The sequence below is a fragment of the Actinacidiphila bryophytorum genome (assembly GCF_016916835.1).
In the GTDB taxonomy this organism is placed as follows: Bacteria; Actinomycetota; Actinomycetes; order Streptomycetales; family Streptomycetaceae; genus Actinacidiphila; species Actinacidiphila bryophytorum.
In genome coordinates this window covers 1-23,088 of record NZ_JAFFIX010000018.1, presented here as the reverse complement: position 1 = coordinate 23,088, position 23,088 = coordinate 1, and the positions used below count along the sequence as shown (strand labels likewise).

The window sequence follows — 23,088 nt, the reverse complement described above, 5'->3', positions numbered from 1 at the left end:
TCCTCCGGTCGGTGCGGTTTGGACAGAGTTTACGTCGTCCGCGCCGCGGGCCGCCGATCGCCGGCATGTGCCCCCCTCCACCGGGCGCCCGCACGCCCCCGGAACACCGGCCTCCGCCCGCTACCCCCGGGAGGGCCGTGCGGGCAGCGCACGCAGGGCGTCACCGATGTCGGACACCTCGATCACCCGCATCCCGGCCGGCACCTTGCCCGGGTCGGTCGGCACCAGCGCGTGCGTGAAGCCCAGCCTGGCCGCCTCCGACAGCCGGCGCTGCACCCCGGTCACCCGGCGCACCTCACCGGCCAGGCCCACCTCGCCGATCGCCACCAGGTTCTTCGGCAGCGGGGTGTCGATCGCCGCGCTGGCCAGCGCCAGCGCGACCGCCAGGTCGGCGGCCGGCTCGGTGAGCTTCACCCCGCCGACGGTGGCGGTGTAGATGTCCTGCTTGCCGATCGCCTTGATCCGGCCGCGCTGTTCGAGCACTGCGAGCATCATCGACACCCGCGAGTTCTCCAGGCCTGACGTCGTACGCCTCGGCGAGGGGATCTGGGTGTCCACGGTCAGCGCCTGCACCTCCGCGACCAGCGGCCGCTTGCCCTCCAGCGTCACCGTCAGGCACGTGCCGGGCACCGGTTCGTCGCGCCGGGTCAGGAACAGCCCCGACGGGTCGGCCAGGCCCGTGATGCCCTCGTCGTGCAGCTCGAAGCAGCCGACCTCGTCGGTGGCGCCGTACCGGTTCTTCACCCCGCGGATCAGCCGCAGCCGCGCGTGCCGGTCGCCCTCGAAGCTCAGCACCACGTCGACCAGGTGCTCCAGCAGCCGCGGACCGGCGATGGCGCCGTCCTTGGTCACATGGCCGACCAGCAGCGTGGCCATACCGCGCTCCTTGGACGCCCTGATCAGGGCGCCCGCGACCTCCCTGATCTGCGCCATGCCGCCCGGGGCGCCGTCGATCTCCGGCGAGGCAACCGTCTGCACCGAGTCCAGCACCAGCAGCGACGGCTTGACGTCGTCCAGGTGCCCGAGCACCGCCGACAGGTCGGTCTCCGCCGCCAGGTACAGGTGGTCGGCGAGCGCGCCGATACGGTCGGCGCGCAGCCGCACCTGCGACGCCGACTCCTCGCCCGTCACATAGAGCACCGGGCTCCGCGCGCTCGACGCCTTCGCCGCCACGTCCAGCAGCAGCGTGGACTTGCCCACGCCCGGCTCGCCCGCCAGCAGCGCGACCGCGCCGGGCACCAGCCCGCCGCCGAGCACCCGGTCCAGCTCCGGCACGCCCGTCGAGCGCGCCGCCGCCTGCCGGCCGTCCACCTGGCCGATGGGCCGCGCCGGCGCACTCACCCTGCCGGGCGCGGTGGTGCGCACCGCCGGCACCCCGCCGTACTCCTCGACCGTCCCCCACGCCTGGCACTCGCCGCACCGGCCGAGCCACTTCACGGTGGTCCAGCCGCACTCGGTGCAGCGGTAGGAGGGGCGGTCCTTCTGGGCGGGCTTGCGGGTGGCCATGGCGCCACCGTAGCGGGCGGGTACGACAACCCGGCCGGGACGGGGAAGGTGCCCTTCCCCGTCCCGGTTGCCCCGGGGGGCGCACCCGGGGGGCGTGCGGTGCGGACTTCGAGCGTGCGCGCGCACATTCACCCGTACGAAGTGCGGAACCGTCCCCTTTCGGGGCGCATCGCCACCCATAAGGGTTAATGGCCGCGAGGACGGCTGAGCCGGAGGCGGTAACGGGCCTACCGTCACCCGGTGATGAGCAGGCAGGAGACCACCCCCACCTCGCAGCCGACCGGTGCGCACCGCAGGCCCAGGACGGCGACGCCAGGGCGCTCCGCGGCGCGGGCCGCCGCGCGCTCGGCCGGGCGCACCACCGGTGACGGCCGGGACGGCGCCCCCGCGCGCCGCCGCCCCCAGGGCACCCTGCCGATGGTGCCGCCCGCGCACTACGAGCCGTACCTCGACGGCCTGTTCACGTACTGCCTGTCCATCCTGTGCGAGCACGACGCCGCCTCCGGCGCCCTCGGCGAGGTCCTCGCGCTCGCCGAACGCCAGCGCTCCCGGCTGCGCGACCCCGCCCTGCGCCGCCCCTGGCTCTACGCCCTCGCCCGCTGGTCCTGCCTGCGCCGGCTCGCCGCCGGCACCCCGCTGGCGCCCGTCCGCGCCGCCGCCTCCGTCGCCGACCAGCGCGCCGCCCAACTCGCCGCCCTCGCCTGGCCCGAGGCCGCCGGCACCACCCCCGAGCAGCGCGAGGCCCTGGAGCTGGCCGTACGCCACCAGCTCCCGCCGCACGAGGTCGCCGCCGTGCTCGGGCTGGAGACGGACGCCGCCCGCGGGCTGCTGGCCCGCGCCGCCTGCGAGGTCGAGCGGACCAGGGCCGCGCTGGCCGTCGTCGACACCGGGCGCTGCGCCGCGCTCGCCCAACTCGCCGGCGACACCCGGGTCCTGCTCGGACCCGCGCTGCGCGACGAACTCGTGCGGCACGTCGACGAGTGCACCCTGTGCCGGCGGGACGCCGAGCGCGCCGTCGCCGCCGGGCCGTGGCCCGGCGCCGCCGCGGACGCCACCGCCGTGCTCGCCCTCATCGAGGCGCCGCGCGCCGCCGCCTGCGCCGCGCTGCTGCACGCCATGGAGACCGGGGCGGGCCGCAGCCGCGAATGCACGCCGCGCTTCGACCGGCGCGGCTTCCCGCTCGACCTCAAGGACCGGGCGGCGCGGCGGGCGCAGCTGCGGCACCGTGCCGTGACGACCACGGTCGTCGCGGCCGTCGTCGCCGCGCCCGTGCTGGCGATCTGGGCCGCGTACCGGGCGACGCCGCTCGGCGGGGACGACGCGCACGGCGGCGGGCGGGCTGCCGCCGGGGCGCCGGACGGGGTGGGGCTCCCGTACGAGAAGGCCGGGGCCTCGCGCCCCCGGCCTTCCGCTTCCTTCCCCCCGGCCGCGCCCTCCGCCGGGCCGGCGGGCACCGACGCCGACGTCACGGCGGTGACGGTCACGCCCTCCGGGTCCCCGGTCGCGCCCGGGGCGGGCTACCTGCGGGTCGCCGCGGTGCCTGCCGCGGGGCGCACGCTCGTCACGCTCACGGCGAGCGGTTCCGCCGACGTGCGGTGGTCGGCGTCGACGCAGGCGGGGTGGCTGCGGCTGTCGGCGACGTCGGGGGTGCTGCACCCGGGGGAGTCGGTCACGCTGACGATCACGGTGGTGCGGGCGCTGGCGCCGGGTGGGTCGTGGACGGCGGCCGTGGCGTTCGCGCCGGCGAACGCCACGGTGATTCTGCGCGGTTCGTCGCGCCGGTCCTTCCCGCCCCCGGGGTCCTCGTCGCCCCCGGCGTCCTCCCCGCCGTCGTCTGCTCCTCCGACGTCCGCGCCGCCGACATCGGAGCCGCCGACGTCCGCTCCCCCCACGTCCGAGCCCCCGACATCCCCGCCCGCGTCCACGACGGGTGCGCCCACCCCCTGACCGTGCCTCCGGCGCCGCTTCGGGGGTATCTCCTCGGCCTGCGCGCCTCGGCCCTTCCCGAACGAGGCGGCGGCAGTAGCGCGCATGCCTGCGGGGACACCCCCGAACCGTCCCCTTGCGTTCGTTGGCGGCTTGCGGTGAGTCGTCCCTGCCGGTTGCTCCTACTACTGGGGTTCGCCGGTGTGCACGGACGTGCGGTCGCCGATGGTGGGGCCGGGGTACGGGGAGGCCCGCAGACGAAGTCAAAGTTGCACGGGTCTGGGGGCACCCCCACGCGGAGCTGTGGGGGAGGGTGGGAAAACCAACCCGCGCCGTCAGGCGCGGGAAGGGCGACTCACGGCAGGGTGAGGATGCGCGGGCCGTCCGCGGTGACGGCGACGGTGTGCTCGATGTGGGCAGCCCTGCTGCCGTCGACCGTACGCAGCGTCCACCCGTCGGCCGCGGTGACGTACTCGTCCCGCCCGCCGGCCATGAGCATCGGCTCGATCGCGAGGGCCAGCCCCGGCCTGAGGGGGAAGCCCCTCCCCGGCCGCCCCCGGTTCGGCACGTGCGGGTCCTCGTGCATGCGCCGCCCGATCCCGTGCCCGCCGAAGTCCGCGGGCATGCCGCAGCGCGCGGCACGCGCGACCTGCCCGATGGCGTGCGAGATGTCCCCGATGCGGTTTCCGGCGACGGCGGCGGCGATGCCGGCGTCGAGTGCTTTGCGGGTGGCCGCGATGAGGGCGAGGTCGGCGGCCCGCGGGGTGCCGACGGTGAAGCTGGTGGCGGCGTCCCCGGTCCAGCCGTCGAGTTCGGCGCCGCAGTCGACGCTGACGAGGTCGCCGTCGCGCAGCCGGTAGTCGGTGGGGATGCCGTGGACGATGGCGTCGTTGACGGATGTGCAGAGCACCGCGGGGAAGGGCGTGGGGGCGAAGGGCGGGCGGTAGCCGAGGAAGGGCGAGCCGGCGCCGGCTTCGTCGAGGACGGCGCGGGCGGCTTCGTCGAGTTCGCGCAGCGAGACCCCGACGGCTGCGGCTTCCTGGACGGCGGCCAGTGCCTGGCCGACGACCCGGCCGGCCGCGCGCATCGCGTCGAGTGCCGTGTCGTTCTTGATCTCCACCATGGTGGTCCTCCTCCAATTCTTATACCGGTATTAGTATCACAGGCATGGTGAGGACTCCTTTGACCCCGTGGGAGCGCAGGCGCGGTGAGCGCTTCGGCGCGCTGCTGCGGGAGGCGCGCGGTGAGCGCAGCATGGTGGAGGTCGCGGCGGCGGCGGGTGTGTCCGCCGAGACGCTGCGCAAGATCGAGACGGGCCGCGCCCCGACGCCGGCCTTCTTCACGGTGGCGGCGCTGGCCGGGGCGCTCGGGCTGTCGCTTGACGTGCTGGTCGCCGCGTGCGCGCAGGACGCGGAGGAGCGGGACGCGCTGTCGGCGTGAGCGGGCCTTACATCGGGGCGGCGGGGTGCACGGCCAGGAAGTCCTCGCCGCCGTAGAGGGACTCGTAGCGGATCTCGAAGGCCAGCCGGTGCTGGAGCATCTCCCAGAGGTCGCCGTGGCGTGCGGGGTCGTAGTCGTCGACGTAGAGCAGCGAGCGTTCGATGCCGGGCGGCAGCATCGAGTCGGGCCGCACGGTGGTCGCGTGCGGCCACTCGGCCAGCTGGGCGCGCAGCGAGGTGGCGACGGGCCGGGTCCACTGGCCGAGGTGGACGCCGTCGAGCGCGACGGAGGTGCTGGTGACGACGGCGGGGCCGAGGCCGAAGTTGCACACCCGCAGGCCCGCGTCGCCGCCGTTGTGGCGGCGGATCCACAGTTCGAGTGCAGGTTTGACGGAGTGGCGGTTGTGCCGCCGGGTGGCGCGGGCCTCGCTGATGGACACGGCGAAGGATGCGCTGGCTATCGCGGTGGCGGCGACTGCGGTGACGGTGCTGGCGTCCATGGCGGTACTCCCTCCCGTACGGAAGGGAGTACCGCGGGGGTGCGGGCGGTTCCGCCGTCAGGCCGGGTCGGCCGGGTGCGGGGCCAGCAGGGGCAGGGCGGTGGACAGCCGGGCCTCGCAGGCCGCGGCCAGCTCCGCGTAGCCGGCCTCGCCCATCAGCTCGGTCAGCTCGGCGCGGTAGGAGACGTACACGGGCTCGCCGCCGCCGTGTGCGGAGGTCGCGGAGGTGCACCACCAGTGCAGGTCGTGGCCGCCGGGTCCCCAGCCGCGCCGGTCGTACTCGCCGATCGAGACGACCAGGACCCGGGTGTCGTCGGGCCGGTCGACCCATTCGAAGGTGCGGCGGATCGGCAGCTGCCAGCACACGTCGGGCTTGGTCTCCAGCGGTTCGCGGTTCTCCCGCAGGGCGAGGGCGTGCAGGGCGCAGCCCTGGCCGCTGGCGAAGCCGGCCCGGTTGGAGAAGATGCAGGCGCCGTCCACGACGCGGGTCTGCCGTTCGCCGTCCTCGTTCTCCTCGGCCCAGAAGCCGCCGGTGCCGGTGCCCAGGCCGTGGAACTGCCAGGTGTCCGGTGTGAGGCGGGCGACATGGCCCGCCACCCGCTTCTCGTCGTCGTCGTCGGAGAAGTGCGCGCCCAGCGAGCAGCAGCCGTCGTCGGCCCGCCCGGCCACGATCCCCTGGCACCCGCTGCCGAACACGCACGTCCAGCGCGAGGTCAGCCACGTGAGGTCGCAGCGGAAGACCTGCTCCTCGTCCGCGGGGTCGACGAACTCCACCCAGGCACGGGCGAAGTCGAGACCGGCCTCGTCGTCCGCCGCAACCTGCTGTACGCCCTTGCGGGCCTTCACCTTTGCCACGCGGCCAAGCGTAAGACCGTAATGCACCGAATGCGTCCACCGGCCCGCACAAGGACCTGCCGGCGGCCGCGGGCGGTGGGAGGACGGCGGTCTGTGACGCTGGCCTAAAGTGCTGCCCATGCGACTGGGAGTGCTCGACGTGGGGTCCAACACCGTTCACCTGTTGGTGGTGGACGCGCACCCTGGCGCGCGGCCGCTGCCGGCGTATTCGCACAAGGCGGACCTGCGGCTCGCGGAGCTGCTCGACGAGGGCGGGGCGATCAGCGCGGACGGCGTCGACCGGCTGGTCGCGACGATCGCGGAGGCGCTGCGGGTCGCGGAGGACAAGGGCGCGGAGGACGTGCTGCCGTTCGCGACGTCCGCGGTGCGGGAGGCCGCGAACGGCGAGGCGGTGCTGGCGCGGGTCGAGCAGGAGACCGGGGTGCGGCTGACCGTGCTGTCGGGGGAGGACGAGTCGCGGCTGACGTTCCTGGCGGTACGGCGCTGGTTCGGCTGGTCGGCGGGCAAGCTGCTGGTGCTGGACATCGGCGGCGGGTCGCTGGAGGTCGGCTACGGGATGGACGAGTACCCGGACGCTGCGGTGTCGCTGCCGCTGGGCGCGGGCCGGCTGACCGGCGGGTGGCTGCCGGGGGACCCGCCGTCGGCGCAGGACGTGCGCAGCCTGCGCCGCCATGTGCGGGCGGAGATCGCGAAGACGGTGGCGGAGTTCGCCCGGCTGGGTCCTGCCGACCATGTGGTGGGGACGTCGAAGACCTTCCGGCAGCTGGCCAGGATCGCCGGGGCGGCCCGCAGCGCCGACGGGCTGTACGTGCAGCGGGTGCTGCGGCGCAGCGCCCTGGAGGAGTGGGTGCCGCGGCTGGCGGGGATGACCGCGCAGCGGCGGGCCGGGCTGCCAGGGGTCTCGGAGGGGAGGGCCGGGCAGCTGCTGGCGGGCGCGCTGGTGGCCGAGGGCGCGATGGACCTGTACGGGGTGAGCGAGCTGGAGATCTGCCCGTGGGCGCTGCGCGAGGGTGTGATCCTTCGCAAGCTCGACGTGATGGCCGCGGACACCGCGGGGGCCGCGTCGGCCGGTGGTCTCGCGGGTGACACGCACGGCAGTGTGGCCAAGCCCACAGGCGGCGGGGCCTCGACGGTGGCCCGCCGCGAGGGGTGAGTCGGCCGTCCCGGCGGGACCCGGTCGTACGCTGGCTCCCGTGGCTGAACCAGTGGACCCCAGGAAGCGGACCGGCGGCGTGTCCGGCGTGAAGGTCGCGCTGTCCACGGCGTCGGTGTATCCGGAGTCCACGGCAACCGCGTTCGAGATCGCCGCCCGGCTGGGGTACGACGGGGTCGAGGTCATGGTGTGGACCGACCCGGTGAGCCAGGACGTGGACGCGCTGCGGCGGCTGTCGGACTACCACCGGATGCCGGTGCTCGCGGTGCACGCCCCCTGCCTGCTGATCACCCAGCGGGTGTGGTCGACGGACCCGTGGGTGAAGCTGCAGCGGGCCAGGACGGCCGCGCAGCGGCTGGGCGCGTCCACGGTCGTGGTGCACCCGCCCTTCCGGTGGCAGCGCAACTACGCCAGGGACTTCGTACGCGGCATCTGGCGCATGGCCGACGAGACGGACGTGCGCTTCGCGGTCGAGAACATGTACCCGTGGCGCTACCGGGACCGGGAGATGCTGGCGTACGCGCCGGACTGGGACGTGACGCGGGAGGACTACCGGCACTTCACGGTGGACCTGTCGCACGCGGCGACGTCGCGCACCGAGGCCCTGGAGATGGTGGCGCGGATGGGCGACCGGCTCGCACACGTGCACCTCGCGGACGGCAGCGGCTCGGCGAAGGACGAGCACCTGGTGCCGGGGCGGGGGAGCCAGCCCTGCGGGGCGCTGCTGGAGTCGCTGGCGGCGGGCGGCTACGGCGGGCATGTGGTGATCGAGGTCAACACGCGGCGGGCCATGTCGTCGGCCGAGCGCGAGGGCGACCTGGCGGAGGCGCTGTCCTTCACCCGCCGCCACCTGGCGCTGCCCTCGCCCTCCCGCCCGTCGGTGCGCGCATGAGCGGTACGCCGTCCGGTACGCGCAAGGGCGCGGGTGCGTCCTCCGGTACGCCCTCGGACCCGCCCCGCCGCCGCGGCAGGCCCGCGGGGAAGCGGGCGGGAGCCGCCGCCGGGACCCGGGAACGTATCCTCGCCGCCGCCCGCGAGGAGTTCTCCGCGCACGGCTACGACAAGACCTCGGTCCGCTCCATCGGCAAGGCCGCCGACGTGGACGCGGCACTGGTCCACCACTACTTCGGCACCAAGGACCAGGTCTTCGCCGCGGCCATCGAGCTGTCCTTCGGGCCTGCGCTGGAACTGCCCGGGGCCATGGCGGCCGGCGGCCCCGACGGCATGGGGGAGCGGGTGGCCCGCTTCATGCTGGGCGTGTGGGAGAACGGGGCGACCCGCGGGCCGCTGCTGGCGATCGTGCGCTCCGCGGTGACCAACGAGCGGGCCGCCGCCGTCTTCCGCGGCCTGGTGGGCCGCCGGGTGCTGGCGCGGGTGGCGGGGGAGCTGCGGGTGCCGGACCCGGAGTTCCGGGTGCAGCTCGCGGCGGCGCAGCTGGTCGGGATCATCATGCTGCGGTACGTGGTGAAGGTGGAGCCGATCGCGTCGGCGTCGCCGGAGGACCTGGTCGCGGTGGTCGCGCCCACCTTGCAGCGCTACCTGACCGACCCGGACGTACGCCCGGGGGCCGCGCAGCAGCAGCGGGACTAGCGCAAGGGTTCCGTCATCCGGACGAGGTGTCCGGATCCTGGGCGACGGGCGTACCCTCGACGGCACGGTCGCGCGCCGCGGCCGTCGTACGAGCTGAGTGAAACCAAGGGAGTGGACACCGTGCCCGAGCTGAGGTCACGTACGGTCACCCACGGCCGCAACATGGCAGGCGCGCGTGCGCTGATGCGCGCGTCCGGCGTGGACAACGCCGACATCGGCAAGCCGATCGTCGCGGTCGCCAACAGCTTCACCGAGTTCGTACCCGGCCACACCCACCTCCAGCCGGTCGGCAGGATCGTCTCCGAGGCGATCAAGGCGGCCGGCGCGGTGCCGCGCGAGTTCAACACCATCGCGGTCGACGACGGCATCGCCATGGGCCACGGCGGCATGCTGTACTCGCTGCCGTCCCGCGACCTGATCGCCGACTCCGTCGAGTACATGGTCGAGGCGCACTGCGCCGACGCGCTGATCTGCATCTCCAACTGCGACAAGATCACCCCGGGCATGCTGATGGCCGCGCTGCGGCTGAACATCCCCACGGTCTTCGTCTCCGGCGGCCCCATGGAGGCCGGCCGCGCGACCCTGGTCGACGGCACGGTCCGCAAGCTCGACCTGATCAACGCGATCGCCGACGCCGTCGACGAGAACGTCTCGGACGCCGACATCCTGCGCATCGAGGAGAACGCCTGCCCGACCTGCGGGTCGTGTTCCGGGATGTTCACCGCCAACTCGATGAACTGCCTGACCGAGGCGATGGGCCTGGCCCTGCCCGGCAACGGCTCGGTGCTGGCCACCCACACCGCACGCAAGGCCCTCTACGAGGACGCGGGCCGCACCGTCGTGGAGCTGACCCGCCGCTACTACGAGCAGGACGACGCGTCCGTGCTGCCGCGGGCCATCGCCACCCGGGCCGCGTTCGAGAACGCCATGGCCCTGGACATCGCCATGGGCGGCTCCACCAACACCATCCTGCACCTGCTGGCCGCCGCCCAGGAGGCCGAGCTGGACTACGGCCTGACCGACATCGACGCGGTCTCGCGCCGGGTGCCGTGCCTGGCCAAGGTCGCCCCGAACGTGGCGCCCGGCGGCACGTACTACATGGAGGACGTGCACCGGGCCGGCGGCATCCCGGCGATCCTCGGCGAGCTGTACCGCGGCGGGCTGCTGAACGAGGACGTGCACACCGTCCACTCGCGCTCGGTCAAGGAGTGGCTGGACACCTGGGACGTCCGCGGCGGCTCCCCGTCGGAGCAGGCCGTCGAGCTGTGGCACGCGGCCCCCGGCTGCGTGCGCTCCGCCCAGGCCTTCTCCCAGTCCGAGCGGTGGGAGACGCTGGACACCGACGCGGCCGGCGGCTGCATCCGCGACGTCGAGCACGCCTACTCCAAGGACGGCGGCCTCGCGGTGCTGCGCGGCAACCTCGCCGTGGACGGCGCCGTGGTGAAGACCGCGGGCGTCGACGAGTCGATCTGGACCTTCGAGGGACCCGCGGTGGTGTGCGAGTCGCAGGAGGAGGCCGTCGAGAAGATCCTCCGCAAGGAGATCACCCCCGGCGACGTCATCGTGATCCGCTACGAGGGCCCGCGCGGCGGCCCCGGCATGCAGGAGATGCTCTACCCGACCTCGTACCTCAAGGGCCGGGGCCTGGGGAAGTCCTGCGCGCTGATCACCGACGGCCGCTTCTCCGGCGGCACTTCGGGCCTGTCCATCGGCCACGCCTCGCCCGAGGCGGCCTCCGGCGGCACCATCGCGCTGGTCGAGGACGGCGACCGCATCCGGATCGACATCCCGGCGCGGTCCATGGAACTGCTGGTCTCCGACGAGGAGTTGGCGGCCCGCCGGGAGGCGCTCGGCGGTGTGTACGCCCCGCGCGACCGCGAGCGCAAGGTCTCCGCGTCGCTGCGGGCGTACGCGGCCATGGCGACCAGCGCGGACCGCGGTGCGGTGCGGGACATCTCCAAGCTCGAAGGCTGACCGGCCACTTCGCTCGGCTGACGGGAGCCGCCCCGGGGTCGTGACCCCGGGGCGGCTCCTTTTCCTGTGGGGGGCTCTCGGGTGTGCCCCGGCTCAGCCGAGGCCGAGGACGGCGGCGGTGCGGTCGGCGAGCCGGGACTCGCCCAGCGCGTTGGGGTGCACGGGCACGAAGTTGGTGCCGAACAGGATCGGCTCGATCCACCGGGTGCCGGCCGGCTGGCAGGCGTCGTGCCCGTCGGACACCCCGGAGACGTCCACGTAGGTCGCGCCGGTCTCGGCGGCCGCGCGCTTGACCGCCGCGTTCAGGTGGGTCTGCAGGTCGCGCAGGTACGGCACGTCGCCCGAGGCGATCGGCAGCCTGGCGAAGCAGCCGGGCACGGCCGCGGCCGGCACGATCCACGGGTAGCCCAGGATCGCCACCCGGGCGTTCGGCGCCTTGGCGCGTACGGCCGCGAGCGCCGACTTCACCGCCTGGTAGGTGCCGGTGTCCACCTGGTCGGTGAACGTGCTGCCGTACAGGCTCTGGCAGGGGTGCCCGAAGCCGAGGGTCGCCACTCCCGCGGAGCCGCACGCGAGGATCGCGTCGATGAAGGTGCTGTTGTCGTTGCCGCCGATGGTCATCGTGACCAGGCCGGTGTTCGCGCCCAGCGCGTCCGACTGCGGTGCCACGCCCGGGTACTGGGACCCGGCGTAGTCCTTGGTCTGGGCGCCGCCGCAGGTGACGTCGGTCAGCGCCATGCCCGTGCGGGCGGCCAGCACGTGCGGGTAGTTCGCGGTGGACCGCACGCACAGCAGCGAGGCCGCCGGGTCGAGCGGCAGGATGCCGGAGCCCGCGCTGTAGCTGTCGCCCATCGCCACGTACGTCTGCGACGTGCCTGTGGTCTGGGGTGCGGCCTGGGCGGTGGGGGCGCTCAGGCCGAGTACGGCCAGTGTGCCGGCGGCCAGGGCGGCCGCCGCTACCCGGGCGAGGATGCGCATCGACATGCTGTCTCCTTCGACACTGCCAAACACGTGGGGGATTGGTGCGGGTATCAGCCGAGATCGGATGAAGTCGGTGCTGCTCCGCAGAAGTTACTGACTGGTCAGTCGGTGGTCAATGCTCCGCGCACGAGCCGGACGCCCGCCGTTCACTTCTTCACCGATTCGCCCCACACCGGTCCCGCCGTCGCACCGGACCGCGCACGGCACCCACCGCGGCGGGCAGCCGCGCCGCATCCTGGAACCCGGGCGTCAACAAGGGGGTGGGGCAGTGGAGTTCACCATCAGCGGGCGGCTGCGCCGGCGCGGTGCCGGAATGCTCTGCGCATCCGGCGCGATCGTCGCGGGGCTCGTGGCATGGCTGGCCGTGCACGGGATGCCGGGCAGCCCCGCAGGGCTGCTCGCCGCCGCCGCGTTCGCCTTGCTCGCCGCCCTGCGCGGCACCGCCGACCTGCGGCGGGCCCGCAAACCCTTCCGGCTGCGCATCGACGCCTTCGGGCTGACCCTGCACGACGCAGAAGTGAGCTGGGAACAGGTCGACGCCGTCGCCCTCGAATACCGCGACACCGGCGAGGACTCCGAACCCTCCAAACCGCGGCTCGTGCTGTGGACCGCGGCAGGGGTGCGGCTGCCGCGTCCCGCCGACCGGCGCTACGACGCATGGTTCGCCGAAGCGCTCGGCGTCCTCGCGGACCACCGGGTCCGCTACACCCTGCTCGACACGGGCGACCTCGACCAGCCGCTCGGCGCGCTCAGCGCCGCCCTCGCCGAGTACGGCGGCGCCCACTTCGAGACGGCGCCGCGGTCCGTGCGCGAGCCCGTGCCCGTCACCGTCTCAGGGCCGGAAGGCGGGCACCGGCCCGGGCAGGTCTTCACCGTGCCCGGGCGCGCCCTGCCCTGGGTCCTCTGCCTCGTCCTCGCACTCGCCTGCACCGAGCCCGTCGCCGGCGCATTCCTCGGGCAGCGCGCACCCGTGCCGCTGGGGCTTCTCGGGCCGGACTTCGCGGTCGCCGCGGGTGCGTGGTTCTGCACGGTGCGGCTCTACGCCAGGTGGCGCAGGCCGCGACGGCTCGCCGTCGGACCCGAAGGGCTCTCCGCCCGGGCACGCCCGGGCGGCCCCGAAGTCCGCTTCAGCTGGCCGGAAGTCGCCGCGCTCACCGTCGGACCGCACCCCGGGGCGCCCGACGCCCACACCTGGCTCACCGTCTGGCCCCTCCCGGGCACGGACCTCCCCCCGTCCACCCCCCGCCACCTCGTCGCAGGCCACCTCGCCTGCCCCCTCACCCCTTTGACCCCCTTCCCCGCCACCCTCATCCCGGCCCTCCACCTCTTCGCCGGCGAACGCCTAGCCCCTCCGACCTGAGCCCGTAGCGGCCCCGACCCCGGAAGTCCCGCCCCTTGCGCGGGACAGTCCGCTTTCCCCCGCCGGGGGTGCCTAGGTGATTGCCACCTGCTGTGGCGTCGCTTTCTTCCCGCCCGTTCGTGCTGGCCGCGCAGTTCCCCGCGCCCCTGATGGTTGCCCTCTCCCGCAGAGGCGACGCTTTCATGCGGCGCCCTCTGCGCAAGAGGGTGAGCGTTTTTTGGGGGCGCGGGGAACTGCGCGCCCAGCCCGAGGAGCATGGAAGAAAGCAACGCCACAGCAAGTGGCACCCACCCAGGGGCGCGGGGAACTGCGCGCCCGATCAACCACGCACCGAAAGGTGCGAGCCCCACAGCAAGTGGAAATCACCTGCCCCCCCGCCGGGGGAAAGGCGGAAGCTCACCGCAAGGGGCGGGCAGCGGGGGCGTACCCCCTTCGGGGGTATGGGGGGCGTGGCGTACCCCCGGAGTGGCCTGGACAGGCGTGGAGTGGGCGCTGTGAGAGACATGGTGCTGGCCGCCGCAACCGCGGCCCTGCTCGCAGCAGTGAGCCTGGCGGCGGCGCCACCGAGCCCAGGCCAGGGCCAGGCCCAAGGCCTTGCCCTGACGGCAGGCACACGCAGCGCGACCCTGTCCTGCGACGGGATCGCGCACGGTACGCACCCCCTCCCTCTCCCGGCGTGCACCGCACTGTCCGCCGCCGACGGCGACTTCGACGCCCTCCTGGGGCAACCGGCCGTCTGCCGGGAGCCGTACGCTCCGATCACCGCCGGCCGTCTGCCGGGAGCCGTACGCTCCGATCACCGTCACCGCCCGGGGTGAATTCCGCGGTCGTCCCGTCGACTGGCGGAAGAAGTTCGCCAACCCCTGCGTCCTGCGCGCCGCCACCGGCCCGGTGTTCGCCTTCGCCTAGCGAACGGGCACGTAGAGTGCGGCTCATGCACAGGCACATACCTTTTGCTCGGCTGCACAATTTCCGGGACCTCGGCGGGTATCCCGCGGCCGACGGCCAGGTCGTCCGCTGGGGGCGGCTGTACCGCTCGGACTCCCTGGGGAAGCTCGCCGGGTCCGACTGGGACCGCTTCCTCGCGCTGGGGGTGGGTACGGTCATCGACCTGCGCTACCCGTGGGAGATCGACGCCAAGGGAAGGGTGCCCGAGCACCCGACCCTCACGTATCACAACCTCAGCATCGAGCACCGTCCGTACGACCAGCCGTCGTTGGACCCGGCCGTGGAGACGGGGCCTTTCCTGGCCGAGCGGTTCATGGAGGTCGCGCAGGACGGCGTGAAGGAGTTGCGCCAGGCGCTGGACGTCATCGCGGCCCCTGACGCCGGCCCGGTCGTCTTCCACTGCGCTTCGGGCAAGGACCGTACGGGCCAACTCGCGGCCCTGGTCCTGGCGTTGCTGGGCGTGCCGGAGGAGGTCATCGTCGAGGACTTCACCCTCACGGAGCTGGCCACCGAGCGGCTGCTCGCGGACTGGCGTGCCGAGCACGGCGGTGCGTCGCCGCGCTGGCCGGGGTACGGCCGCGCGCCCGCCGACGTGATGCGGCTCTTCCTGGGCGCGATGGCCCGCACGTACGGCTCGGTGCAGGCGTATGCCGCCGACCAGCTGGGCGTGGACGCCGATCAGGTCGCCGCCCTGCGCCGGGCGCTGCTCGAACCGGCGCTGACCTTCCGCCGGGCCGCAGAGGCAGACGTCCCGGCGCTGGTCGGGCTGCGGGACGCGGCGGCCCGCTGGCAGATCGCCCGCGGCATCGACCAGTGGCAGCCGGGCGAGCTGGGCGAGGACCACTTCCGCGCCCGGCTCGCGGACGGGGAGGTCTGGATCGCGACGCTCGGCCCCGACGGCCCGGTGGCGGGCGCGTGGGAGCTGTGGTGGCAGGACCCGGCGGCGTGGGGCGACGCCCCGGGTGCCGCCGGCTATGTGCACCGCCTGATGACCGACCGTGCGACGGCCCCGCCCGGCACCGGCCTGCGCATGCTCGCCGCGGCGGAACGCCGTGTCGCCGAGTCGGGCCGCGACCTGTGCCGCCTGGACTGTCTCGCCACCAACCCGGTGCTGCGCGCCTACTACCAGGCCGCGGGCTACGAGGTCGTCGGCGAGCAGCCCGCGAAGTCCGGCGCCCGGAAGGCCGTCTACGCCGTCACGCTGCTGGAGAAGCGCCTCACGGCGTGAGTGGGGTGACCGCGGTCACGGGGGGTGCGCCCGCATTTCCGGCCATACTGGACCGGTGAGCGAGCTGACGAAGGCCCGGACGGAGGCCGGCCCCGCGCCGGAGGCGATCCGGTGGTTCGGGACCACGTGGGTGGAGCACGACCGGGGCTACGGGTGGCGCAGGGCCGCCGCGGCGGCCGGGTCGCTGGCGGCGGCCGCGGCCGGCGCGTTCGTGCTGCGGCTCGGCTTCCAGGGGCTCTCCGACGCCGAGATCGGCGGCTTTGTCACCGCCATCGCCTTCGTCGGCTTCGCCGTGTGCAGCGTGCTGGCCTTCCAGCGCACCTGGAAGGGCTTCTCCGCCCGCCCGGCTGCGGCGGCCGAGAACCAGGGCCTGTACGCGATCGGCTTCATCGGCGCACTGCTCGCGTACTTCGTGCGCTCCCTGTCCGAGGCCCCCGGCGAGGCACTGCGCCGCCGCGAGTACGAGGCGGCTCTCGCCCGCCAGGCCTCGGCCCGCCCGAAGTCCGCGAAGTCCGCGAAGCCCGCGAAAGCCAAGAAGCGCAGGCGCTGAAACCGCAGCGCCGACACCTCAGAAGGTGACGGCCACCGCCACCTGCCCCGGCCGCGCGCTCCTGCCGGCCAGCTTCCGTGCCACGTCGGTGAGCCGCACCATCAGGTACTTGCGGGCCAGTAGCCGCCGGGTGGCGGCCTTGCCCGCGTCGTCCAGCACGCGTGCGGTGCCGTCGTACGCGGCGGCGCCGGGGGCGATCCGGCCGCGGACGTCGCAGACCGCGACCTGGACGCGGGCGTCGTTGCCGATCCGTTTGACCTTTCCGGTGCCCGCCCCGGTCCAGAAGACCAGCTCGCGGTCGGAGACGGCGTACCAGACGGGGGTCGGCACACCTTCGCCGCTGCGCCGGTAGGTGGTGACGCTCACGTACTTGCCGCGCCGCAGTGCGTCCAGTGCGTTCGAGGTGTCCGGTGCGTCCGAGCCGGGGGTCGAGGTCACCCGCCCGATGCTAGAGCAGCGCAAGTGCGGTGTCCCACAAGCGCTCGGCATTGCCCGGGTCGAGGGCGAAGGGCGCGACCCCGCCCCCGTAGAGCGGCGGCGCCGCGTCGAGCACCGCCGCCTCCTCGCCGTGTTCGAAGTAGCGTCCGCCGATGCCGTCGAGCAGCGGGGACGCGGCCAGCAGCACGGGTGTCGCGGCGCCCTGGGCGACGGTCTTGCGGCGCTCGGGCGGGGTGCGCAGGCCGCCGGTGTGCTGCTGGAGGTTGGTGGCGACGGCGCCGGGGTTGACCGCGTTGGCCAGGATGCCGTCGCCGGCCCAGCGCCGGGTCGCCTCGACGGCGAGCAGCACGTCGGCGGTCTTGGACTCCCCGTAGGCGCCGAGCGGCTGGTAGGGCCGGAAGCGGTGGTCGAGGTCGTCCAGGACGACGGGTGCGTACAGGTGCGCGTTGGAGCTGAGCGAGACCACGCGGGCGCCGCCGGCGCGGGCGAGCGCCGGGTGCAGCGCGGTGGTGAGGGCGAAGTGGCCGAGGAAGTTGACCGCGAACTGCAGTTCACGGCCCTGCGGGGTACGGGTCAGCTGCGGCGTCGCCATGATTCCCGCGTTGTTGACGAGCATGTGCAGCGGGCCTTCCCAGCCGGCTGCGAAGTCCCGTACCGAGCCGAGGTCGGCGAGGTCGAGCCGCCCTGCGGTGACCCGCGCATTGCCGGTGGACTCGCGGATCGCGGCGGCGGTGCGGCGGCCGGCGCCGGTGTCCCGCACGCCCAGGACGACCTCGGCGCCGGCCGCGGCCAGCGCCCTGGCGGTCTCGGTGCCGAGCCCGGACGTGGCACCGGTGACCAGGGCGCGGCGGCCGCCGAGGTCGAGCCCGGCCAGCACCTGGTCTGTGGTGGCGGCGAAACCGAACGGGGTCGTCAGCCGCGTCTTCGAAGGGGTGAGTGCGTTCATACGGCCGAGCATGCGCGCGCCGGTCACAGCGGGTAAGACCCTGCTGACACCGGTACCCGCAGGGACAGGCTGCGCGCGGGACGCGGCCGTACGCCGGGCTTACGGTGGAACGGTGGCCACCGCAAGCCGACTGGGCGACTACCTGCGCGCCCGCCGCGAACGCATCCGGCCCGCCGACGTCGGACTCCCCGAGGGCGGCAGGCGCCGGGTCCCGGGGCTGCGCCGGGAGGAGGTCGCCCTGCTCGCGGGCATCAGCGTCGAGTACTACCTGCGGCTCGAACAGGGCCGCGACCAGCACCCCTCGCACCAGGTGCTGTCCAGCATCGCCCGCGCCCTGCAGCTCGACACCGACGCCGAGCGCTACCTGACGCAGCTGGCCGCGGCCCCCGCGCCGGGCGCCGCCCGCCGCGGCCCGACCGGTCCCGAGCGCGTCAGCCACGACGTGCAGACGCTCATCGACAACTGGACCACCACCCCCGCCCTGGTGCACGGCCGCTACATGACCACGCTGGCCGCCAACGCCATGGCCGTCGCCCTGAACCCCTTCTTCGCACCCGGCGTCAACACGCTGCGTGCGGCCTTCCTCGAACCGTCCATGCGCGACTTCTACCGCGACTGGGACGCCATGACCGCCAAGTCCGTCGCCTACCTGCGCTCGCTCGTCGGCGCCGCGGAAGACCCCCGCCTCGCCGAGCTGATCGGCGAGCTGAGCCTGCGCAGCGAGCGCTTCCGCACGCTGTGGGGCCGCCAGGACGTGCGGCAGAAGACCAGCGGCCGCACGCTGCTGCGGCACCCGCAGGTCGGCCCGCTCGACCTGCACTACGAGAAGCTGGCCCTGCCCTCGGCTCCCGGGCAGATGCTCGTCACCTACCACGCCGAGCCGGGCTCGCCCTCGTACGGACGCCTCCAGCTGCTCGCCCGCCCGGCCCCGGACCCCGAGCCCGCCGCGGCACCGCCGCGGCGGTAGCGGCTACTGCCGGCGCGCGGCCCCGAACACCCCGACCCCGCCCACCACGGCGGCGACCACGGCACCGTGCCACAGCCCGGTCCATATCGTGCTGAAGAAGCCCTGGCTGGTCAGCACCTGCCGGATGATCATGTCGCTGAGGAACATCAGCCCGGCAGGAACCGCCGCCACCTGCCACGGGTGGGAACGCGCCCAGCGCCGCAGGCGCCGGTCGCGGCCGGTGCCGCGCGAGGAGTAGCCCAGGACGGCGCCGGCGCCGCCGACGCAGAAGAAGAGCAGGGCCGCGATGGAGATCGCGCCCGACAGGATGCCGAGCCCGAAGTGGCCCTGTACGAGGTGCAGCGCCAATGACACGCCCCCGCCGAGCGCGCCGACGACGGCCGCGGGGCGCCACGGGCCGAGGGTGGCGGAGGCCACGGCCAGTTGCCGCTTCTCCGCGCTGGACACAGCGATGTTGCGGGATGAACGACTCATACCGCAACGGTCCCCCCACTCCGCCCTCCAGGGCCATAGGGGATGACCCTGACCCACCCCCCATCCCGGGGCCGCGCCCCCTGCGCGGGCGATGCGCTTCCGCCGGCCGCGGTGGCTTGGACGGTTCCCCGTGGCTTGGGCGGTGCCCCTTCCGCAAGGGGACAACCCCCTGGGGCGCGGGGAACTGCGCGACCAGCCCCCGCCGGGGCGCGGGTCGTCACCGACCGAAAGGGGCTGTTCCTGTCGGAGACGGACCACCGGCGGGTGGTGGGCTGGTCGCGCAGTTCCCCGCGCCCCTGCAAAACGCTCGCCGCCCTGCGCAAGGGCACCCCCGGGGGTTGACGGCGGCAGCCGCCGGGTGTTTATTCATCGTATGATGAATAAACACCCGGCGGCCGTCGAGGCGGAGGGGCTCAAGGTCACCCGGGGTGGCCGCACCGTACTGGACGGCCTGGGATTCACGATCCCGCACGGCAAGATCACCGGTCTGCTCGGCCCGAGCGGCTGCGGAAAGTCCACCCTGATGCGGGCCCTGGTGGGCTCGCAGGCCCACGTTACGGGCACCCTGACGGTCCTGGGCAGGCCCGCGGGCCACCGCGACCTGCGGCCGAGGGTCGGCTACGTGACGCAGGCCCCGTCCGTGTACACGGACCTGACCGCGCGGCAGAACCTCGACTACTACGCCGCCGTCCTCGGCATCCACCGCCGCGACCGCGCGGCCCAGGTGGAGCGCGCACTGCACGACGTCGACCTCACCTCGCACGCGGACGCCCTGGCCGGGGCGATGTCAGGCGGCCAGCGCGGCCGGGTCTCGCTGGCCGTCGCCCTGCTGGGCGAGCCGGAGCTGCTGGTCCTTGACGAGCCCACGGTCGGGCTCGACCCGGTCCTGCGCCGGGACCTGTGGAAGCTCTTCCACCGCCTCGCCGACGAGCGCGGCGCGACCGTCCTGGTCTCCTCGCACGTCATGGACGAAGCCGAGCGCTGCCACCGCCTGCTGCTCCTGCGCGACGGCCGGCTGCTGGCCGACGACACCCCCGAGGCGCTGCGCAGCAGCACCGGCGCCGACACCGTGGAGGAGGCCTTCCTGCACCTGGTCGACCAGGCGAAGGCCGACGAGTCCCGTACCGAAGCCTCAACGGCAGCCCCCACGGAGGCGACCCCGCGATGAATCCGTCCCGCACCCTCGCCACCGCCCGCCGGGTCCTGCGCCAGCTCAGCCACGACCCGCGCACCATCGCGCTGATGCTGGTGGTGCCGTGCGTCCTGCTGACGCTGCTCAAGTACGTCTTCGACGCCAACCCGCGCACCTTCGACTCGGCGGGCGCCTCACTGCTGGGCATCTTCCCGCTGGTCACAATGTTCCTGGTGACGTCGATCGCCACGCTGCGGGAACGCACCTCGGGCACCCTGGAGCGCCTGCTGACGATGCCGCTGGGCAAGGCCGACCTGCTCGTGGGGTACGCCCTCGCCTTCGGTGCCGTCGCGGTCGTCCAGGCCGCGCTGGCCACGGGCCTGACCTTCCTGGCGCTCGGCCTCGACGTGACGGGGTCGGCCTGGCTGCTGCTGGTCGTCGCGCTCGCCGACGCCTTCCTCGGCACCGCGCTGGGCCTGTTCGTGAGCGCCTTCGCGGCGAGCGAGTTCCAGGCGGTGCAGTTCCTGCCGGCCGTCCTGCTCCCGCAGCTGCTGCTGTGCGGCCTGTTCGTGCCGCGCGGCGACATGCAGCCGGTGCTGTCCGGGATCTCCGACGTGCTGCCGATGTCGTACGCCGTGGACGGCATGAGCCAGGTCGTCCACCACACGGGCGTCACCGGCGACTTCGTCCGCGACCTCGCCGTGGTCGCCGGGTGCGCCGTCCTCGCCCTGGCCCTGGGCGCCGCGACCCTGCGCCGCCGTACCACCTGAGCCGGGAGGCCGCGTGACCGCGACGTGGACGGCGCCGCGGCCCGCGGCCCGGCCGCGGCATCATGGCCCCATGACCCAGCAGACAGTCGCCGTCCTCGGCACAGGAAAGATCGGCGAGGCCCTGCTCTCCGGCATGATCAGGGCCGGATGGGCACCCGCCGACCTGCTCGTCACCGCCCGCCGCAAGGACCGGGCCGACGAGCTGCGCACCCGCTACGGCATCGAGCCCGTCGACAACGCCGAGGCGGCCGAGTCCGCCGACACCCTCATCCTCGCCGTCAAACCGCAGGACATGTCGGCCCTGCTGGACGAGCTGGCCCCGCACGTACCGGCCGACCGCCTGGTCATCAGCGCCGCCGCCGGCATCCCCACCGCCTTCTTCGAGGACCGCCTGGCCGAGGGCACCCCCGTCGTGCGGGTCATGCCCAACACCCCGGTCCTCGTCGACGAGGGCATGTCGGTGATCTCGGCGGGCCGGCACGCCGACGAGACCCACCTCGCCCGCACCGAAGCCATCTTCCAGCCGGTCGGCAAGACCCTGCGCGTCCCCGAGAAGCAGCAGGACGCGGCCACCGCCCTGTCCGGCTCGGGCCCCGCCTACTTCTACTACCTGGTCGAGGCCATGACCGACGCGGGCATCCTGCTCGGCCTGCCCCGCGCCCAGGCTCACGACCTCATCGTGCAGTCCGCGATCGGGGCCGCCGTGATGCTCCGCGACAGCGGCGAGCACCCGGTCAAGCTCCGCGAGGCCGTGACCTCCCCTGCCGGTACGACCATCAGTGCCATCCGCGAGCTGGAGAACCACGGCGTACGCGCAGCCCTCCTGGCGGCGCTGGAGGCCGCCCGCGACCGCAGCCGCGAGCTGGCCTCCGGCGCCTGAACCGGCACCCCCAGGTCACGGGCGGCTGCCCGCCCGGGGTTCAGGCGGGCGGCAGCAGCCCCATCGCCCGGTAGGCCGCGTCCACGGTCGGCCGGGCGATCGCCCGCGCCCGCGCCGCCCCCTCCCGCAGCACCCCGTCCATGTACCCGGGGTCCGCACTCAGCTCGGCGTGCCGCGCCTGCAACGGCCGCAGCAGCTCCACCACCGCGTCCGCGGTCTCCCGCTTCAGCGCACCGAAGCCGAGCCCGCCCGCGTCGTACGCCGCCGCCAGCGCAGCCGGCTCCTTGCCCGTGCAGGACGCCAGGATCTCCAGCAGGTTCGCGAGGCCGGGCCTGGCCTCCCGGTCGTAGCTGACCCCGGGCTCGCTGTCGGTCACCGCCCGCATGACCTTCTTCGCCACCACGTCCGGCTCGTCCAGCAGGTAGACGATCCCCGCGGTCGCCTCGTGCGACTTGCCCATCTTCGACGCCGGGTCCTGCAGGTCCATCACCCGCGCCGCCACCGCGGGCTGCGTCGCCCGCGGGATCACGAACGTCCCGCCGTACCGCTGGTTGAACCGCTCGGCCAGGTCCCGGGTCAGCTCCACGTGCTGCGTCTGGTCCTCACCGACCGGCACCTCGTCGGCCCCGTACGCGAGGATGTCCGCCGCCATCAGCACGGGGTACGTCAGCAGCGACAGCCGTACGCCCTGCCCCGCTGCCTGGGCGCGCGCCGACTTCTCCTTGTACTGGATCATCCGCCGCATCTCGCCGTCCGTGGCGACGCACTCCAGCAGGTACGACAGCCGTGCGTGCTCGTCCACGTGGCTCTGCACGAAGACCGTGCACACGGCGGGGTCGAGCCCCGCCGCGAGCAGCAGGCTCGCCGCCTGCCGGCTCAGCCGCCGCACCCGCGCCGGATCGTGCTCGACGGTCAGGGCGTGCAGGTCCACCACGCAGAACAGGGACTCCGCCCGGTGCTGGTCCTCCTCGGCCCACCGCCGCAGAGCACCCAGGTAGTTGCCGAGTGTCAGGTGCCCTGTGGGCTTGACCCCGCTGAAAATACGAGTCATCGCTGCCGTCTCCTCCGTCCCCGGGACCGGGGGCTTCGTCGGGAGACCACCGCTCACCACGGCCGTCGACAACGCAGAACGACCGCCTGAGCGGCGGCCGTGGGGTGCATACGTGAGTCCGGGCCGCCTCTAGGCGGCCCACCACTGGGTGCTGTGGCACGTATACGTCGTCATGCAGGCAAGACTAACGGGTGACCCGCGGTTGTGAAGGTCCCGGCACGAAGTTGACACACATCGGCCAGGTGCGTAACGTACTGCGAGCTGTCCGACGTGAGCACCGATCTTGGTCGGTTCCCGGACGGCCATCCCGCAACGAACTGACGAACGACAACGGCCTCGCCGTGTGCCGTCCGCCTGTGCGTTTTCGGAATGCGGGGAGCGCAGAAGCCAAACCGGCCGATTTGAAACGGCCGACGAACT

General features: G+C 73.9%; 24 protein-coding genes. 15 read left to right on the top strand and 9 right to left on the bottom strand.

The annotated features are described in order from the left end of the window. Nucleotides 1–120 precede the first annotated feature (120 nt). Complete coding sequence (radA, locus tag JT723_RS23585) at nt 121–1,506, bottom strand: DNA repair protein RadA (protein WP_205046774.1); 1,386 nt, start codon at nt 1,504–1,506, stop codon at nt 121–123. A 243-nt stretch (nt 1,507–1,749) separates the two neighbouring features. On the opposite strand from radA, the gene JT723_RS23580 reads away from it, so the two are divergent. Continuing rightward, a complete protein-coding gene (locus tag JT723_RS23580; RefSeq protein ID WP_205046773.1) occupies nt 1,750–3,453 on the top strand; it encodes a BACON domain-containing protein in 1,704 nt (567 codons plus the stop codon). Nucleotides 3,454–3,787: 334 nt separating this feature from the next. Here JT723_RS23580 and map read toward each other — a convergent pair whose 3' ends face one another. Continuing rightward, nucleotides 3,788–4,555 (bottom strand): type I methionyl aminopeptidase, encoded by a 768-nt coding sequence (gene map / locus JT723_RS23575; protein ID WP_205046772.1) that lies wholly within the window; start codon nt 4,553–4,555, stop codon nt 3,788–3,790. Between the two features lie 44 nt (nt 4,556–4,599). Between map and JT723_RS23570 the strand changes: the two genes are divergently transcribed. Then, nucleotides 4,600–4,872, top strand: coding sequence for a helix-turn-helix domain-containing protein (locus JT723_RS23570; RefSeq protein WP_205046771.1), 273 nt, complete (start codon nt 4,600–4,602; stop codon nt 4,870–4,872). Between the two features lie 7 nt (nt 4,873–4,879). On the opposite strand, the gene JT723_RS23565 is transcribed toward JT723_RS23570, so the two are convergent. Next, nucleotides 4,880–5,371 (bottom strand): DUF8453 domain-containing protein, encoded by a 492-nt coding sequence (locus JT723_RS23565; protein WP_205046770.1) that lies wholly within the window; start codon nt 5,369–5,371, stop codon nt 4,880–4,882. A gap of 57 nt (nt 5,372–5,428) precedes the next feature. After that, nucleotides 5,429–6,226: a DUF3109 family protein gene (locus JT723_RS23560; RefSeq protein WP_251512592.1), complete on the bottom strand. Its 798-nt coding sequence runs from the start codon at nt 6,224–6,226 to the stop codon at nt 5,429–5,431. Nucleotides 6,227–6,344: 118 nt separating this feature from the next. Between JT723_RS23560 and JT723_RS23555 the strand changes: the two genes are divergently transcribed. The 4 genes from JT723_RS23555 (at nt 6,345) to ilvD (ending at nt 10,943) form a co-directional block, all read left to right on the top strand. After that, a complete protein-coding gene (locus tag JT723_RS23555; RefSeq protein WP_205046769.1) occupies nt 6,345–7,379 on the top strand; it encodes a Ppx/GppA family phosphatase in 1,035 nt (344 codons plus the stop codon). Between the two features lie 31 nt (nt 7,380–7,410). Further along, complete coding sequence (locus tag JT723_RS23550; RefSeq protein ID WP_372441374.1) at nt 7,411–8,271, top strand: sugar phosphate isomerase/epimerase family protein; 861 nt, start codon at nt 7,411–7,413, stop codon at nt 8,269–8,271. Next, entirely contained in the window at nt 8,268–8,969 is a 702-nt protein-coding gene (locus JT723_RS23545) for a TetR/AcrR family transcriptional regulator (protein ID WP_205046768.1), read from the top strand. The genes JT723_RS23550 and JT723_RS23545 overlap by 4 nt, the downstream gene beginning before the upstream one ends. A 120-nt stretch (nt 8,970–9,089) precedes the next feature. Further along, on the top strand, nt 9,090–10,943 hold the full coding sequence (ilvD, locus tag JT723_RS23540; RefSeq protein WP_205046767.1) for a dihydroxy-acid dehydratase: 1,854 nt from the start codon (nt 9,090–9,092) through the stop codon (nt 10,941–10,943). Between the two features lie 93 nt (nt 10,944–11,036). Here the strand turns inward: ilvD and JT723_RS23535 are convergent, their stop codons facing one another. Further along, on the bottom strand, nt 11,037–11,927 hold the full coding sequence (locus JT723_RS23535) for an SGNH/GDSL hydrolase family protein (RefSeq protein WP_205046766.1): 891 nt from the start codon (nt 11,925–11,927) through the stop codon (nt 11,037–11,039). 265 nt (nt 11,928–12,192) lie between these two features. On the opposite strand from JT723_RS23535, the gene JT723_RS23530 reads away from it, so the two are divergent. The 5 genes from JT723_RS23530 to JT723_RS23510 all read left to right on the top strand — a co-directional run bounded on the left by JT723_RS23530 (nt 12,193) and on the right by JT723_RS23510 (nt 16,010). After that, nucleotides 12,193–13,284, top strand: coding sequence for a hypothetical protein (locus JT723_RS23530; RefSeq protein WP_205046765.1), 1,092 nt, complete (start codon nt 12,193–12,195; stop codon nt 13,282–13,284). A gap of 149 nt (nt 13,285–13,433) precedes the next feature. Then, nucleotides 13,434–14,102 (top strand): SSI family serine proteinase inhibitor, encoded by a 669-nt coding sequence (locus JT723_RS36235; protein ID WP_307864019.1) that lies wholly within the window; start codon nt 13,434–13,436, stop codon nt 14,100–14,102. Continuing rightward, nucleotides 14,080–14,193 (top strand): subtilase-type protease inhibitor, encoded by a 114-nt coding sequence (locus JT723_RS23520; protein ID WP_205046891.1) that lies wholly within the window; start codon nt 14,080–14,082, stop codon nt 14,191–14,193. The genes JT723_RS36235 and JT723_RS23520 overlap by 23 nt, the downstream gene beginning before the upstream one ends. A gap of 25 nt (nt 14,194–14,218) precedes the next feature. Beyond that, complete coding sequence (locus JT723_RS23515; RefSeq protein ID WP_205046763.1) at nt 14,219–15,460, top strand: tyrosine-protein phosphatase; 1,242 nt, start codon at nt 14,219–14,221, stop codon at nt 15,458–15,460. Nucleotides 15,461–15,515: 55 nt separating this feature from the next. Beyond that, the gene (locus JT723_RS23510) at nt 15,516–16,010 is read left to right on the top strand and encodes a hypothetical protein (protein ID WP_205046762.1); all 495 of its coding nucleotides are present in this window, start codon (nt 15,516–15,518) and stop codon (nt 16,008–16,010) included. Between the two features lie 18 nt (nt 16,011–16,028). On the opposite strand, the gene JT723_RS23505 is transcribed toward JT723_RS23510, so the two are convergent. Together JT723_RS23505 and JT723_RS23500 are read right to left on the bottom strand one after the other, a co-directional pair. Continuing rightward, on the bottom strand, nt 16,029–16,448 hold the full coding sequence (locus JT723_RS23505) for a PPOX class F420-dependent oxidoreductase (protein WP_251512589.1): 420 nt from the start codon (nt 16,446–16,448) through the stop codon (nt 16,029–16,031). A 10-nt stretch (nt 16,449–16,458) separates the two neighbouring features. Continuing rightward, nucleotides 16,459–17,394 (bottom strand): SDR family NAD(P)-dependent oxidoreductase, encoded by a 936-nt coding sequence (locus JT723_RS23500; protein ID WP_205046760.1) that lies wholly within the window; start codon nt 17,392–17,394, stop codon nt 16,459–16,461. 112 nt (nt 17,395–17,506) lie between these two features. On the opposite strand from JT723_RS23500, the gene JT723_RS23495 reads away from it, so the two are divergent. Further along, nucleotides 17,507–18,361, top strand: a complete 855-nt coding sequence (locus JT723_RS23495; RefSeq protein ID WP_251512587.1) for a helix-turn-helix domain-containing protein — start codon at nt 17,507–17,509, stop codon at nt 18,359–18,361. A 3-nt stretch (nt 18,362–18,364) separates the two neighbouring features. Here the strand turns inward: JT723_RS23495 and JT723_RS23490 are convergent, their stop codons facing one another. Next, the gene (locus tag JT723_RS23490; protein WP_205046758.1) at nt 18,365–18,835 is read right to left on the bottom strand and encodes a hypothetical protein; all 471 of its coding nucleotides are present in this window, start codon (nt 18,833–18,835) and stop codon (nt 18,365–18,367) included. Between the two features lie 373 nt (nt 18,836–19,208). Here JT723_RS23490 and JT723_RS23485 point away from each other — a divergent pair, with 373 nt between their 5' ends. The 3 genes from JT723_RS23485 (at nt 19,209) to proC (ending at nt 21,617) form a co-directional block, all read left to right on the top strand. Further along, the gene (locus tag JT723_RS23485) at nt 19,209–20,003 is read left to right on the top strand and encodes an ABC transporter ATP-binding protein (RefSeq protein WP_205046757.1); all 795 of its coding nucleotides are present in this window, start codon (nt 19,209–19,211) and stop codon (nt 20,001–20,003) included. Then, nucleotides 20,000–20,737 carry an ABC transporter permease gene (locus JT723_RS23480; protein ID WP_205046756.1) on the top strand — a complete coding sequence of 246 codons (738 nt, stop codon included), beginning with the start codon at nt 20,000–20,002 and terminating at the stop codon, nt 20,735–20,737. Before JT723_RS23485 ends, JT723_RS23480 begins: the two co-directional genes overlap by 4 nt. Before the next feature lie 70 nt (nt 20,738–20,807). Beyond that, on the top strand, nt 20,808–21,617 hold the full coding sequence (gene proC / locus JT723_RS23475) for a pyrroline-5-carboxylate reductase (RefSeq protein WP_205046755.1): 810 nt from the start codon (nt 20,808–20,810) through the stop codon (nt 21,615–21,617). 40 nt (nt 21,618–21,657) lie between these two features. On the opposite strand, the gene trpS is transcribed toward proC, so the two are convergent. Next, nucleotides 21,658–22,668 (bottom strand): tryptophan--tRNA ligase, encoded by a 1,011-nt coding sequence (gene trpS, locus JT723_RS23470; RefSeq protein WP_205046754.1) that lies wholly within the window; start codon nt 22,666–22,668, stop codon nt 21,658–21,660. Between the last annotated feature and the right edge of the window lie 420 nt (nt 22,669–23,088).

What these genes read in the sequence shown, in the direction of transcription:
- JT723_RS23570 (WP_205046771.1), top strand. Translation starts at nt 4,600, where the DNA reads ATGGTGAGGACTCCTTTGACCCCGTGGGAGCGCAGGCGCGGTGAGCGC.
- trpS (WP_205046754.1), bottom strand. Translation starts at nt 22,668, where the DNA reads ATGACTCGTATTTTCAGCGGGGTCAAGCCCACAGGGCACCTGACACTC.
- JT723_RS23500 (WP_205046760.1), bottom strand. Translation starts at nt 17,394, where the DNA reads ATGAACGCACTCACCCCTTCGAAGACGCGGCTGACGACCCCGTTCGGT.
- JT723_RS23480 (WP_205046756.1), top strand. Translation starts at nt 20,000, where the DNA reads ATGAATCCGTCCCGCACCCTCGCCACCGCCCGCCGGGTCCTGCGCCAG.
- JT723_RS36235 (WP_307864019.1), top strand. Translation starts at nt 13,434, where the DNA reads ATGGTTGCCCTCTCCCGCAGAGGCGACGCTTTCATGCGGCGCCCTCTG.
- JT723_RS23555 (WP_205046769.1), top strand. Translation starts at nt 6,345, where the DNA reads ATGCGACTGGGAGTGCTCGACGTGGGGTCCAACACCGTTCACCTGTTG.
- JT723_RS23580 (WP_205046773.1), top strand. Translation starts at nt 1,750, where the DNA reads ATGAGCAGGCAGGAGACCACCCCCACCTCGCAGCCGACCGGTGCGCAC.
- proC (WP_205046755.1), top strand. Translation starts at nt 20,808, where the DNA reads ATGACCCAGCAGACAGTCGCCGTCCTCGGCACAGGAAAGATCGGCGAG.
- JT723_RS23490 (WP_205046758.1), bottom strand. Translation starts at nt 18,835, where the DNA reads ATGAGTCGTTCATCCCGCAACATCGCTGTGTCCAGCGCGGAGAAGCGG.
- JT723_RS23485 (WP_205046757.1), top strand. Translation starts at nt 19,209, where the DNA reads ATGATGAATAAACACCCGGCGGCCGTCGAGGCGGAGGGGCTCAAGGTC.
- JT723_RS23565 (WP_205046770.1), bottom strand. Translation starts at nt 5,371, where the DNA reads ATGGACGCCAGCACCGTCACCGCAGTCGCCGCCACCGCGATAGCCAGC.
- JT723_RS23515 (WP_205046763.1), top strand. Translation starts at nt 14,219, where the DNA reads ATGCACAGGCACATACCTTTTGCTCGGCTGCACAATTTCCGGGACCTC.
- map (WP_205046772.1), bottom strand. Translation starts at nt 4,555, where the DNA reads ATGGTGGAGATCAAGAACGACACGGCACTCGACGCGATGCGCGCGGCC.
- radA (WP_205046774.1), bottom strand. Translation starts at nt 1,506, where the DNA reads ATGGCCACCCGCAAGCCCGCCCAGAAGGACCGCCCCTCCTACCGCTGC.
- JT723_RS23545 (WP_205046768.1), top strand. Translation starts at nt 8,268, where the DNA reads ATGAGCGGTACGCCGTCCGGTACGCGCAAGGGCGCGGGTGCGTCCTCC.
- JT723_RS23535 (WP_205046766.1), bottom strand. Translation starts at nt 11,927, where the DNA reads ATGTCGATGCGCATCCTCGCCCGGGTAGCGGCGGCCGCCCTGGCCGCC.